This is a genomic window from Streptomyces sp. NPDC047525 (assembly GCF_040643025.1).
In the GTDB taxonomy this organism is placed as follows: domain Bacteria; phylum Actinomycetota; class Actinomycetes; order Streptomycetales; family Streptomycetaceae; genus Streptomyces; species Streptomyces durmitorensis.
This window is the reverse complement of record NZ_JBEYTL010000011.1, coordinates 47193-60301: the sequence shown is the minus strand read 5'-3', so window position 1 is coordinate 60301 and position 13109 is coordinate 47193. Positions and strand designations below refer to the sequence as shown.

The window sequence follows — 13109 nt, the reverse complement described above, 5'->3', positions numbered from 1 at the left end:
TTTGTCACAGCATCACGACCGTCGTTTCGCCTTAACTCCGTCACACGTACGGGCGGTTGTGGAGTTGTTCCGACGTGATTCCTGGATTTCCCGCGAGCCTCACGACGGCGCCCGGAAACGACCGTAATAGCAGGGCGGAAAAGTGGACGAGGTGCCTTTGCGGACCCTACGTAATTCCCGAATCCTGGCCGCCCGTCGGGATGTGACGCCACATAGGGAATTCACGGTTCCAGCACAGCGGTCCGGTACGCCCCCTGTCGGAGCCGGGTGTGACGCGAGCATCATGGCGGGTGCTTCAGGCAGGCCCAGGGCGCACGACGGCGAAGGGGCGAGCAATGGGGACCGAGACCGCAACGGCGGCGGCACCGCCGGCCCGGCAGAAGAGTCCGGGCCGGGTCCTCGTGGACTGGCTGACCACCACCGACCACAAGAAGATCGGCCACCTGTACCTGATCACGTCCTTCGTGTTCTTCCTGGCCGCGGGGCTGATGGCGCTGATGATGCGGGCCGAACTCGCGCGCCCCGGGCTGCAGCTGATGTCGAACAACGAGTTCAACCAGATGTTCACCATGCACGGCACGATCATGCTGCTGCTCTTCGCGACGCCGACCTTCGCGGGCTTCGCCAACGAGATCATGCCGCTCCAGATCGGCGCGCCCGACGTGGCCTTCCCGCGGCTCAACATGCTGTCGTACTGGCTGTTCCTGTTCGGCGGCCTGATGGTGCTCGGCTCGTTCCTGGTGCCCGGCGGCCCCGCCAACTTCGGCTGGTTCGCCTACGCGCCGCTCAACAGCATGGAGCGCTCGCCCGGGATCGGCGCCGACCTGTGGATCATGGGGCTCGCGCTCTCCGGGTTCGGCACGATCCTCGGCTCGGTGAACTTCCTGACGACCATCATCGGGATGCGGGCGCCGGGCATGACGATGTTCCGTATGCCCGTCTTCACCTGGAACGTCCTGTTCACTTCGATCCTGGTCCTGATGGCGTTCCCGGTGCTCGCCGCCGCGCTGCTCGTCCTGGAGGCGGACCGGCGCTTCGGCTCCATGGTGTTCGCCCCGGAGAACGGGGGCGCGCTGCTGTGGCAGCACCTCTTCTGGTTCTTCGGGCATCCGGAGGTCTACATCATCGCGCTGCCGTTCTTCGGGATCATCTCCGAGATCATCCCGGTGTTCAGCAGGAAGCCGATCTTCGGCTATCTGCCCCTGATCGGCGCGACGATGGCCATCACGGGGCTCTCGGTCGTCGTGTGGGCGCACCACATGTTCGCGACGGGCGCGGTGCTCCTGCCCTTCTTCTCCTTCATGTCCTTCCTCATCGCGATCCCCACCGGCGTGAAGTTCTTCAACTGGACGGGGACGATGCTCAAGGGCTCGCTGTCGTTCGAGACACCGATGCTGTGGGCGGTCGGCTTCCTGGTGAGCTTCCTCTTCGGCGGGCTCACCGGCGTCATCCTGGCCTCGCCGCCACTCGACTTCCACGTCACCGACTCGTACTTCGTCGTGGCGCACTTCCACTACGTGGTGTTCGGCACCGTCGTCTTCGCGACTTTCGGCGGCTTCTACTTCTGGTGGCCCAAGCTCACCGGGAAGTTGCTCGACGAGCGGCTCGGCAAGATCCACTTCTGGACGCTCTTCGTCGGCTTCCACGTGACGTTCCTCGTCCAGCACTGGCTGGGCGCCGAGGGCATGCCACGGCGCTACGCGGACTATCTGGCGGCGGACGGCTTCACGGCGCTCAACACCATCTCGTCCATCGGGGCGTTCCTGCTCGGCATGTCCACACTGCCGTTCCTCTACAACATCTGGAAGACCGCCAAGTACGGCGAGAAGGTCGACGTCGACGACCCCTGGGGCTTCGGCCGCTCCCTGGAGTGGGCCACCGCCTGCCCGGCGCCGCGCCACAACTTCGTCACGCTGCCCCGGATCCGCTCCGAGTCCCCGGCGTTCGATCTGCACCATCCCGAGTACGCGGCGTTCCAGCCGCCGGGGACACAGCGCCCGGATCCGCAGACCGAACACCCCGGTCCAGGGCCCGGCTCAGGAGGTCCCTCGCCGAGCTGATCCGTTCGGTGAAGTCCGCGGGCTCGACGACCTCGAACTCGAAGCCCATCAGAAGCACGTGGATCACCATGACGTCCAGGCTCATGGCGCCCGTGCGCAACAGACAGCTGCTCTCGGTCTCGGCCTCCAGCGTCCCGTCCGACGGGGTGACCCGCTGGGCCGCCTCCTCCAGGGGCACCAGGAGCCGGAACACCGCCTGGGCGGCGTACGCACGGGTGGAGACGCCCTTGGAGACGTACGCGGCGAGATCGTCGGCGGGCGGGGTGCGCGGCGCGAAGCGCGGTCCGTGCGGCGGCCTCGGGGTGATGCGGTCCGCGCGGAACGTGCGCCAGTCGTCGCGGTCGACGTCCCACGCGACCAGGTACCACCGGCGCTCGGTGCAGACGATGCGGTGCGGTTCGACGGTGCGGCGGGTCGGACTTCCGCCGTGGTCGCGGTAGTCGAAGCGCAGCCGCTCCGAATCCCGGCAGGCATGGGCGAGTTCGGTCAGGACCGAGGGGTCGACGGCCTGCTGCTGCGGGGTTCTGAGCATCGGCACGGTGAACGCCGTCAGCGCGCCGACCCGGCGCCGCAGCCTGCTCGGCAGGACCTGCTCCAGCTTGGTCAGGGCGCGTACGGAGGTCTCGCCGATGCCCTCGATGCCCTGCCCCGCGGCGGTGCGCAGGCCGACGGCCACGGCGACCGCCTCGTCGTCGTCCAGGAGCAGCGGCGGCAGCTCCGCGCCCGCGCCCAGCTGGTAGCCGCCGCCCGTGCCGGGGCTCGCGTTGACGGGGTAGCCGAGCTCGCGGAGCCGGTCCACGTCACGGCGTACGGTGCGCGGGGTGACGCCGAGCCGGTCGGCCAGGTCCGCGCCCGACCAGTCGCGGTGGGCCTGCAGCAGCGAGAGCAGGCGGAGCAGTCGTGCGGAGGTCTCCAACATGGGGCCGATTGTGCCCGGCGTCGCGGACAGCCACGGTCCGCGATGACGTCAGCCTTCGGTCACGTCAGTCCTCGATCGCGTTCGCCTCGCGGATCCGGACCGAGAGGTCGTTGTCGTTCGTGTAGTACGGCCCCGCGTCGAGCGGTCCGTGCACCGTGGTGTCGAGCCGCACCGACGGGTAGGTGAAGATCTGCTTCTTGTCCGGCACGTCGTCCAGGAGCCTGGCGAGCCGGATCCGCGGCCCGCTCTCCCCCGCCGGGCGCAGCCAGAGGTCCCAGGGGCCCGGGCCGCTGTCGGCGAGTACGTCGCAGTGCAGTCCGAAGCTGAACTCCACGCCGTCCGCGGTCAGTTCGGAGCGCTCCACCCGGTCGGGCTCGGCCCGCAGGGACGCCTCGGCGTAGGCGGCGCCGGTCAGCACCGTGCCGTACACGCGGCCCTGCGCGGTCACCGCGGTGCCGGAGATCCGCAGCTCACCGATCTCCGCGTGCGGGGCGCGCAGCCAGCTGCGTACGGAGAGGTTGCCCTGCTTGGTCGCGTACGGAATGCGTACGGCGATGTGGCCGCGGGCCCCGCTGGGGGCGCGGTCGACCAGCGAGCGCAGGTCGTTGACGCCGGGCGCGAGGCGGCGGGGGGTGCCGCCCCCGACCTCCGCGTAGGCGTTCCAGCGTCCCTCGGCCAGTTCGACGCTGCTGGGCAGTGCGGCGCGCAGCCTGCCGTCGGCGGCCGGGGACAGCGGCAGGCGCACGTCCTCGTCGGCGGACGCGGCGTCACGGCGGCGCAGCAGCAGGTAGGCCGCGCCCTTGCCGCCGGGGTCGGTGACGTCGAAGGTGAGGCCACCCGCGGAGTCGGCTATGCAGTCGGCGCGCGGTGCCGCGGCGACGTCCTGATCGGTACCGGCGTCGCAGGGCGATGAGGCGTCCGAGGTGGCCAAGGCCGTCATGCGGTGGATCCCTTCGTCTGTATGCCGCTGGTCGGTACCCCGTGTCCGATGTCCCGCACCGCGTACGCGCCGCCGAGGAGCGCGCCACGGGTGCGGTGCAGCGTGCCGCGCACCCGGCCGCCGAAGGAGCCGCCGCGGGCGAGCATCCCGGTGAACATCGCGTCGTAGCGCTCGGCGATGCGGGCCGGGTCGAAGCGCTCGGAGTCCTCGAGCGCGGCGCCCGCCATCCGCTGGCGCAGTGAGTCGTTGTTGATCAGTTCGAGCAGGCCGCCCGCTATCGCGTCGGGGTTGCCGACCTCGACGAGGCGTCCGTCGACGCCGTTGTCGATGATCTCGCCGGGCCCGTGCGGGCAGTCGGTGGCGACGACGGGCAGGCCGCAGCGCATCGCCTCGACGATCGTCATGCCGAAGGACTCCAGGCTGGAGGTGACGGCCGCGATGGAGCCCTTGGCCCACTCGGGCTCGATGGGGTGGGCCGGCCCCATCAGGAAGACGTGGTTGTAGAGGCCGAGTTCGTCGATCAGGGCGCGCAGCTTGTCCTTCTGCTTGCCGCCGCCGTATATCCGAAGGCGCCAGTCGGGACGCTCGGCGCGCACCTGGTCGAAGGCGCGGATCAGCAGGTCGTACCGCTTGACGGGGGCGAGCCGCCCCGCCGCGACGACCCACTTCTGGTTGCCGTCGGCGGGCTCGATGCCGGGCGCGGGCACGGGGTTGGGGACCGCCTGGACGTGGACTCCGGGCAGGCGCATCGTGCGGCGGTAGGCGCGGGCGTCGGCCTCGGTGGTCGTGGTCAGGACGTCGAGGCGGGGATAGACGCTGCGCAGCTGACGGCGCAGTTCCTTGGAGTGGCTGTCGAGCGTGAGGTGCTCCTGGCCGACGCGCAGCGGGCCGCGCGCGGTCTCGCGGGCGAGGTGCACGTTCAGGCCCGGCCGCGTGCCGACCACCACGTCGGAGCTGACCGAGGAGAGGTGCTCGGCGATGCGCCGGTCGGTGAGAGCGCTGTACTGGTCGTAGCGGCCTTCCGCGCTGGGGAAGGTCCGGGCGGGCCGCAGGGCGTCGGCGGCCTCCCCCTCGTAGCCGGGGCTGTCCTTGCGCATGTCGACAAGGTGACTGAGCCTGACGCGGGAGTCGGGCGAGAACACGGGGTCGTCACGGTGCCGGAAGACGGAGACGATCTCGACGTCGTGATGCTCGGCGAGAGTGTTCGCCAAGTTGTACGTCGTCCGGATCGTCCCGCCGATTCCGTACGCGTTGTGAATCAGGAAAGAGATGTGCATGCGTCCCCGTATCCCACGCTTCCCCGCGGACAGTCCCTCTCGTCCGCCTACCGCAGGGTTAGACGGGGATTAAGGACAGAGGGTTGGGTTTCATCATCATCTTGTTCCTGAACAGTTGTGCTATTGGTATCCGGTTCCGGGAACTTTCCTGCTAGGTACACGCATCATGGCTGGTAGGAGAGCTGCGGCACCTCGAAGCAGTTTTCGCTCATGTTCCCCTGTGTGACCCAGCCCTCACCGTCCTTCCAGCGGGCCACCGACACACAGGTCATGCGGGTCTCGGGCGGATCGGCCCGTTCCTCGTACGTCACCGGAAGCAGCAGCCCCCGCGCGGTGTACGGCTTGCCCCGGTTCATGAAGCGGTCGACGCACGCGCGCGTGACGTCGCCGCGGCACGACTTCGCCGCGTCCGTGAACCACATGGCCGCCGCCCAGCCCTCAAGCTGCCACTGGGAGAGCACCTTGTGGCCCTTCATCGCGTCGCGGAAGGCGCGCACGGCCGGCTGGTCCGTGTCCTCGTAGCTGCGGCTCGCGCCGGTGGCCCACAGGGCGTTGCGGCAGCGCGGTGCGTCCTTGTAGTCCTCGGCCACGGAGGAGGTCCAGTTCTGGACGTTGGTGACCTTGGCGGTGACCTTGGCCCCCACCTCGTCCATCGCCTCGCACAGCTGGGTGTTGCCGTGGGTGTCCATCGCGTCGAAGACGAGATCGGCGCCCTGCTCCTTCAGGTCGGCCGCCGCCGCGCGGAAGTTGGGCAGCGCGAAGTCGACCTGCTCGGTGACCACCTTGTAGCCCTCGGCCTTCAGGCCCCGGGTGACCAGACGGGCGTACGCGGCGGAGGCGGCCTGGTTGTAGGAGACGACGGCGGCGGTCCGTGCCCCCTGCTCCCGCTTGAAGTAGCGGTAGACCTCGGTCCCGCCGATCAGCTTGCCGTCCCAGCCCGGTTTCCCGCTCCGTGGGGCGAGGCTGCCGTAGATCCCGTACAGATGCGGATAGGTGTCGTACGCGGACCCGATCGGCTGGCCTCCGACGTCGGGCACGCGCGCGCGGGAGACGCGGGATGCCCCGGCGTAGTCGAGGGAACTGGTCGCGACGAGCGCGACGACGCGCTCCTCGTCGACCAGCTTGTGCACGCACGCGTTGTTGCCGACGCCGCTGCCGCCGTCATCGCACGTACGCACCTCGACCTTGCGCCCGTCGATGCCGCCCCGGGCGTTGAGCCGTGCGAAGTACTCCTTGGCCCCGTCCCGCGGCCCGGTGAACGCCGAGCCGCCGACCGGGCTGGTCGCGCTGGTGATGATGCCGACCCGGACCGGCGCCCCCGACGGGGCGGGCGCCGTGCTCCTGTCCTCGAAGTCGCTCTCGGGAAGCCGGCTGCCGCACCCCGCCACCGCCACGAGCAGCGCGGCTACGGCAAGGGCCTCAACAGCCCGGACCGGGCGACGCATTGCCGCTCAGCTTCACCAGTGCGCAGAGGGTCTTGACGGACACCTTCCAGGTGTCGTCCTCGTTGACGGAGGTTCCCGATGCGCCGGGCAGCGCGGTGGCACCCTTCAGAGTCAGTGCGTACGTCACGTCCGCCTCGGTCGCCGAGGTGAACTCGACCTTGTTGACCTCGGCGCTGACCTGCTTGCCGCGCTCGTCGCCGCTGAAGCTCTTCAGGACGGCACGCATCTTCGGCCCGTTCTCGAGAACGGCCTCCTTCTCCTTCATGGAGACAGCGGGATCGAAGAACTTCTCGAAGTTCTCCTTGACCTCTTTCTCGGCCGCCGCCGGATCCGCGGGCGCGGTCGCGTCGTCCGAAGGGGCGTCCGAAGGGACGTCCTGGGTCGACTTCTCGGCGGACGGCTTGGGCGGATCGCTCTCGCCGCCCCCGCCACTGTCGTCACCGCATGCCACGGCGGCCGGAGCGACGAGCAGGACCGCGGCAGCCGCCATCGCCGCGCTCCGCACCCTTCCCCGCCTGAGATCGCTCCCCCGCCTGGGGTTGGTCCAGAGCACCATCTGGGTCACCACCGGGTGTCGGTCCGGACCATCAGGGCCCGGTGCTTTCAGGGTCAGCTTGCAGAAGGCATAGTGCAAGCCATCGGCTGACATGGACAGCCCACCGACGCTACGAACGTGTCCCAGGGGGCGCAGATGCGGGCGGCTCAACCGGATCAGACAGCCAGTTCGGCCCGGCTCCGTGCCGTGCGCCCGCTCCTCTGGGTGGCCTTCGCCGCCCTCGCCGCCGGTGCGGTGCTCTGCGTGGTCGGCTGGTACGGCATCTCCGGCGAGCGCTTCGCCGAGCGCCAGCTCCCGTATCTGGCGTCGTGCACGGTGCCGGGCGCGGCACTGATCATCGCCGGGGCCGTGCTCTTCACCCACGGCAGAGGCGCCCTGTCCACGGCCCGCGTGGAGGAGCTGTACGAACTCCTGGTGACGGCGGGCACGCCCCCCGAAGCCACCGATCGGCAGGCCCCCGTGGCGACCAGCGGCGACTCGCTGATGATCCCCGGCGGAACCCTCTGGCACCGGGCTGACTGCCCCCTGGTCGCGGGGAAACCGGAAGCGGTCCCCGCGGACGCCCGCATCCTCGCCACCGGCGATCTGAGCCCCTGCCCCATCTGCGAACCGCAGTCGACCACCACCCCGCCCCCGGAGCGATGACCCGGTGGCCTCCCTGAGCTACGACCTGACGCTGGCCGGGCTCGCGGTCGGCAGCGCGGCGGCCCTCACCGGCATCGGCCTGATCGTCACGTACCGCGCGACCGGCGTGCTCAACTTCGCGCACGGCGCGATCGCGATGGTCTGCGCGTACGTCCTGCGCGAACTGACGGTGGAGTGGCACTGGCCCCTTCCGCTCGCCACGGCGGTCACGCTCCTCCTCGTCGCCCCCGCCATCGGCCTGCTCCTGGAGAAGGCGGTCTTCCGCCCCTTGTCGGTCCTGGGCAGCGACCCGGCCCAGACCCTGGTGGCGTCCATCGGCGTCTTCATCCTCCTGGTCGGAGGCGCCGCCCTGATCTGGGGCCCAGGGGCGAAGGCGGACGCCCCCACCCTCATGTCGGCGGATCCCTGGGCCCCACTGGCCGTGACGATCGCCCTCGCCACCACGGTCTGGGCGATCACCCGCTGGACCCGCTTCGGCAGCGAACTGCGGGCCGTGGTCGACAACCGCCCTCTCGCGGTCCTCAGCGGCATCGACGCGGACCGGGTGGCATCCGCGGGCTGGGCATTCGGCGCGTTCACGGCAGGTCTGACCGGCGCACTGCTCGCCCCCTTCGTACGCCTCGACCCGTACGGCATGCCGCTCCTGGTCATGGAGGTCGTGGCGGTGGCGGTGGCGGCCCGCATGCGGAGCCTGTTCATCGCGGTGATCGTGGCCCTCGGCCTCGGGGTGGCCCAGAGCCAGCTGACCCGCCTGCACCCATCGGGCTGGGCGGAGCCCCTCCTCCAGGCCCTGGGAGCCAACCTCTTCGTGGTGGCTCTCCTCATCGCGGCCCTCGTGCTCCCGGGCGTCGGCTCGCAGAACACGCTCCCCCGCACGGTGACGGCGCGCGTACCGACGCCTCCGGGCGCGTGGATAGTGGCGGCGGTCCTCTTCCTCATCCCGCTGGGCTTCGCGGGCTCGGACCTGACGACCTCGGTCCAGGTCCCGGCTCTGGCCGTCATCCTCCTCTCCCTGGTGATCGTCACCGGGAGAGGCGGTCAGATCTCGCTCGGCCAGGCGGCGTACGCGGGCCTGGGCGCGCTCTTCACCGCACTGCTCACGGCGGGCCGCTTCCCGGGCCTGCCCGAGCTCCCCCACCTCCCCGCCCTGGCCGTGGCCGTCCTCCTGGTGGCCCCGCTCGGCCTCCTCACCGGATGGCCCGCGATCAGCCGCCGCGGCCTGGCGCTCGCCCTCGCGACGTTCGCGGTCGGCGTCGGCGTCAGCCGCTTCGTCTTCGCCCAGCCGTACGCGACGTCGGGCCTCACCCTGGACCGCCCCGCGGGCTTCGACAGCGACCGCGCGTTCTACGTCCTGGAACTGGCCCTGCTCGCCGCGGCGTTGCTCTTCGCCTTCAGCATGCGCCGGGGCCGCATGGGGCGCGCGCTGGCCGCGATGCGGGACCACGAGGCGGGGGCGGCGGCCGCGGGCGTGCCGGTGCGCACCCTGAAGCTCACGGCCTTCGTGGCCGGTGCGGCGCTTGCCGCCCTGGGGGGCGGGATGCTGGGCATGGGCCTACGGGCCTTCGACCCCGCCGCGTACGACCCCGTGCGCGGGCTCCTCTGGTTCGCGGCGGTGGTGGTCCTTGGCGCGGACAGCCTCCTGGGGGCGCTCGTTGCGGCGGCGCTGCTCGTGGGGCTGGACGCGGGGGCGCGGGGCGGCGTGGCGGCGGCCTTGATCGGCGTCCTCGCGGTCCTGACCGGCCGTGTTCCGACCACCGCCGGGTGGACCCGCCGCCTCTCCCTGACCCCCCTGGGCCACCGAGCCCGCAGCGCGCTGGCCCCCACCACCCGATCACCCCGCAGCCCCACCTCAACGAACAAGCCCTCCCACCCACCCGCCCGATCACCCCGCATCCACCCCTGGACGAACAGGCTTTCCCGCCCACCCACCCGATCGCCCCGCAGCGAGAGTCTCACCGGCCCGCAGACGCCATCGCGACCCGAGGGGACGGTTCGGTATGTCCGCCCGGAGCACGGTTCGCGGCGCTCCGGGGCCGAAGCAGCCCCGCGGCCACCGGACGATGGCGAGGACGGACATACCGAGGCGGCCCCGCCCCCGAGCGGACCCCGCCGCGAAGCCCCGCACCACCCCCTGAGGGCTCACGGAATCACCGCCACCTACGACGGCTTCACCGCCCTCGACGGCGTGGACCTCACCGTGCCCCCCGGCCACATCACCGCCGTAGTGGGACCCAACGGCGCAGGCAAGAGCACCCTCTTCCACTGCCTCGCCGGCACCCTCCGCCCCACCAGGGGCCAGATCACCTACGACGGCCACGACATCACCCGCACCCCCGCCCACGCCCGAACCCGCCTGGGCGTGGCCCGCACGTTCCAGCAACTGGCGGTCTTCCCGTCACTGACCATCACGGAGAACGTCCAAGTAGGCGCGGAACAGGCGGCCCGCGCCCACAGCCCTGAGACCGAGACCACCACCCAGGCCCTCCGCCTCCTCTCCCTCCACGGCGACAACACCCGCCACCACCCCGCCGCAGACCTCCCCACCGGCACCCTCAGACGCGTAGAACTCGCCCGAGCCCTGGCAGGCAGGCCCCACACCCTCCTCCTGGACGAGCCCGCAGCAGGCCTGGACAGCGCCGAAGTCGCCGCACTGGCCCGCATCCTGCGGGCCCTGGCAGCCGACGGCATGGCGCTCCTGGTGGTCGAGCACGACATCGACCTGGTGGCGAACCTCGCCGACACCGTGCACGTCATGGCAGCGGGCCGCATCATCGCCTCGGGCCCGCCGACCGAAGTACTCCACAGGGCGGCCCCATGAGAACCGGCATCGAACTCCACGAAGCCCGCGTCCACCACGGCCCCCTGGAAGCCCTGCACGGCGTGACCCTCGCAGCCCCGTCCCCCTGCCTCACGGTCCTCCTGGGCCGCAACGGCTCGGGCCGCACCACGACACTGCGCGCCCTGGCCGGCACGGCCCCCCTCACCACAGGCACCGTCACCTGGGACGGAACGGACGTCACCCGGCTCACCGCGCACGAACGCGCACAACGGGGCCTGTGCTTCGTGCCGGACGGACAAGCGGTGTTCGGCCACCTCACAGTGGCGGAGAACCTAGAGCTGTCGACCCCAGCCCCCAACGCCCACCCCAACCCCAACCCCAAAACCCAATCCGCACCCGCACCCACACCCACGCCTAGAGCCGACATCACCCCGGCCCTGACCACCTACCCCGAACTACGCCCGCTCCTCCTCCGCCGCGCAGGCACCCTCTCCGGCGGCGAGCAACGCATGCTCGCCCTCTCCCGCGCCGTCCTGACGGCCCACGCCCGGGTGATCCTGATCGACGAACCCACCCAGGGCATGTCCCCCACCGTCGCGTCCCGGACATACGACCTGCTCGTCGGCCTGAGCGCACGCGCCTGCGTCCTCACCGCGGAACAGCGACTGCCGCCCGGCCTGCGCGAACACGCGAGCCGGACGGCAGTGGTGGTGCACGAACTGCGCCGTGGCGCGGTCGTGTTCAGCGGCGAGGCAACGGAGCTCAACCGCCGGTGACAGACCTCAACCGCCGGTGACGGCCTTGCCGACCTTCTTCTGGATGACCAGCCTGGTGCCGACATCCAGCTCGTCGGGCCGACTCCCCACAGCCTTCCGGTTGGCTTGATACAGCGCTTGCCATCCGCCCCGCACCTTGTACTTCCGGGCGATGGAACTCAACGTCTCCCCCGCCTTCACCACGTGCACGACGACACGGCCCTCCCGGATCTCCTTCGGGATCTTCTTCGAGCACACGGGCCAGGCCTTCCACCCCTGGGTACGCAGCACCTCCTCGGCGACCTTGATCTGCTCCTTCTTGGTGGCGAGGTCGGCACGCGGCGCGTACTTGAGCCCGCCGTGCTCCTCCCAGGTGGGCTGGTAGAACTGCAGCCCTCCGTAGAAGCCGTTCCCGGTGTTCACATGCCACCGGCCACTGCTCTCGCACTGCGCGAGGCAGTTCCAGGGCCCCTCGGTGCGTGAGCAGTCGTACGCCGCTGCGGCGGCACCGGGCCCCGGCAGGGGCGGCGGCGGAGCGGCGGCCGCGGACACCGGGAGCAGCAGCGAGGAGAGAAGCGAGGAGACCGCGGCGACGACCAGACCAGCGGGCCACAGCGACCGAAGACTCTTGATCGGCATCGGATACATCCGCCCACGCTAGGCAGCGCCACCCCGGCGCGAGGCCGTGCCGCGCCGCCACGGGCGTGGCCCCACCCGGTCGGCCGACCAAGCAGGGCCACGCCCCTGAAGGGCGGAGCTCAGAGATCGAGCCGCTGCCCGGGCAGGATCACATTCGGGTCCCCGCCGATGACCGCCTTGTTGGCGGAGTACACCTTCTGCCAGCTGACGCCGTGCGCCGCCGCGATCCGGCTCAGGGTGTCCCCCTGCCGAACGGTGTAGTCACCGCGCCCGGATCCCCGGTCGGCATGGCTCGGCGTACGCTTCCGCGGCGCCGTGGGCTGCTGCTTGACGGCCTTGGGCGCCTTGGATGCCTTGGGCGCCTCGGCCGCCTTGGGGGCCGCAGGAGCGGCTGCCGCCCCCGGCGCACTGCCGGACGCACCCGCCCGAGCCGAACAGCTGGGCCAGGCGCCCCACCCCTGAGCGCGCTGGACCTTGGTGGCGACAGCGATCTGCTGCCCCTTGGACGCCTGGTCGGCGGTCGCCGCATAGGCTCCTCCGCCGTACGCGCGCCAGGTGGACGCGGAGAACTGCAGTCCTCCGTAGTAGCCGTTCCCGGTGTTGATGCTCCAGTTTCCGCCGCTCTCGCACTGAGCGATGCGATCCCACACTCCGCTGTCCGCCGCTCCGGCCTGGCCGGTGGCGGTGAGCAGTCCCAGCGGGGCGAGCAACGCCGCTCCGCCGATCACTGCTGTCCTGCGAACGCACTTGGGACGTGCGGACATGAATATCCCTCTCGAAGGACCCGGGATCCCCCAGGTGTCCCGGACCTCCTCGCGCATCTGACGCCGGAGGCCCGCTCACCCCGTCCGCCGGAGTTCGGCACGTTCGTGCCGTGGTGCTTGAGCTGGCTGCTGGTGCGGCCGGCGGACGTACCCGAGCGGTGCTCGCTGCACACGGCGGTGGAATCTAGGCGCCCGCTCGCCCCGATATCAACCAACTCCTTGTCATTCCAGGCCAGTTGACTGTTACCCGGAGTATCGGCCAATTCAAGCCAGCCACTTAATTCCCTGATTTCAGGATTTGTCGACCTGTCGCCACAGCGATCTGTGACC

10 protein-coding genes and 1 pseudogene are annotated in these 13109 nt (G+C 70.7%); 4 read left to right on the top strand and 7 right to left on the bottom strand.

Features of this window, described 5'->3' with window-relative positions; translation table 11 throughout:
• Positions 1 to 335: 335 nt before the first annotated feature.
• A pseudogene (ctaD, locus tag ABZ833_RS29500) lies at positions 336 to 1994 on the top strand (cytochrome c oxidase subunit I); the annotation flags it as partial.
• Here ctaD and ABZ833_RS29495 read toward each other — a convergent pair.
• The 5 genes from ABZ833_RS29495 to ABZ833_RS29475 all read right to left on the bottom strand — a co-directional run bounded on the left by ABZ833_RS29495 (position 1909) and on the right by ABZ833_RS29475 (position 7131).
• Positions 1909 to 2979 carry a YafY family protein gene (locus ABZ833_RS29495; protein ID WP_361052543.1) on the bottom strand — a complete coding sequence of 357 codons (1071 nt, stop codon included), beginning with the start codon at positions 2977 to 2979 and terminating at the stop codon, positions 1909 to 1911. The pseudogene ctaD and the gene ABZ833_RS29495 sit on opposite strands and share 86 nt — an antisense overlap.
• Before the next feature lie 64 nt (positions 2980 to 3043).
• A complete protein-coding gene (locus ABZ833_RS29490; RefSeq protein ID WP_361052540.1) occupies positions 3044 to 3919 on the bottom strand; it encodes a hypothetical protein in 876 nt (291 codons plus the stop codon).
• A complete protein-coding gene (locus ABZ833_RS29485) occupies positions 3916 to 5196 on the bottom strand; it encodes a glycosyltransferase family 4 protein (RefSeq protein WP_361052537.1) in 1281 nt (426 codons plus the stop codon). The genes ABZ833_RS29490 and ABZ833_RS29485 overlap by 4 nt, the downstream gene beginning before the upstream one ends.
• Before the next feature lie 164 nt (positions 5197 to 5360).
• A complete protein-coding gene (locus ABZ833_RS29480; protein ID WP_361052534.1) occupies positions 5361 to 6641 on the bottom strand; it encodes an ABC transporter substrate-binding protein in 1281 nt (426 codons plus the stop codon).
• Positions 6616 to 7131: a hypothetical protein gene (locus ABZ833_RS29475; RefSeq protein WP_361052531.1), complete on the bottom strand. Its 516-nt coding sequence runs from the start codon at positions 7129 to 7131 to the stop codon at positions 6616 to 6618. Before ABZ833_RS29475 ends, ABZ833_RS29480 begins: the two co-directional genes overlap by 26 nt.
• Positions 7132 to 7332: 201 nt before the next feature.
• Between ABZ833_RS29475 and ABZ833_RS29470 the strand changes: the two genes are divergently transcribed.
• The 3 genes from ABZ833_RS29470 to ABZ833_RS29460 are packed head-to-tail and all read left to right on the top strand — an operon-like array spanning position 7333 to position 11397.
• A complete protein-coding gene (locus tag ABZ833_RS29470; protein WP_361053005.1) occupies positions 7333 to 7842 on the top strand; it encodes a hypothetical protein in 510 nt (169 codons plus the stop codon).
• A 4-nt stretch (positions 7843 to 7846) separates the two neighbouring features.
• On the top strand, positions 7847 to 10660 hold the full coding sequence (locus tag ABZ833_RS29465) for an ATP-binding cassette domain-containing protein (protein WP_361052528.1): 2814 nt from the start codon (positions 7847 to 7849) through the stop codon (positions 10658 to 10660).
• Positions 10657 to 11397 carry an ATP-binding cassette domain-containing protein gene (locus ABZ833_RS29460; protein WP_361052525.1) on the top strand — a complete coding sequence of 247 codons (741 nt, stop codon included), beginning with the start codon at positions 10657 to 10659 and terminating at the stop codon, positions 11395 to 11397. The genes ABZ833_RS29465 and ABZ833_RS29460 overlap by 4 nt, the downstream gene beginning before the upstream one ends.
• 6 nt (positions 11398 to 11403) lie before the next feature.
• On the opposite strand, the gene ABZ833_RS29455 is transcribed toward ABZ833_RS29460, so the two are convergent.
• Together ABZ833_RS29455 and ABZ833_RS29450 are read right to left on the bottom strand one after the other, a co-directional pair.
• Positions 11404 to 12024, bottom strand: coding sequence for a transglycosylase family protein (locus ABZ833_RS29455; RefSeq protein ID WP_361052522.1), 621 nt, complete (start codon positions 12022 to 12024; stop codon positions 11404 to 11406).
• A gap of 110 nt (positions 12025 to 12134) precedes the next feature.
• The gene (locus ABZ833_RS29450; protein WP_361052519.1) at positions 12135 to 12779 is read right to left on the bottom strand and encodes a transglycosylase family protein; all 645 of its coding nucleotides are present in this window, start codon (positions 12777 to 12779) and stop codon (positions 12135 to 12137) included.
• Between the last annotated feature and the right edge of the window lie 330 nt (positions 12780 to 13109).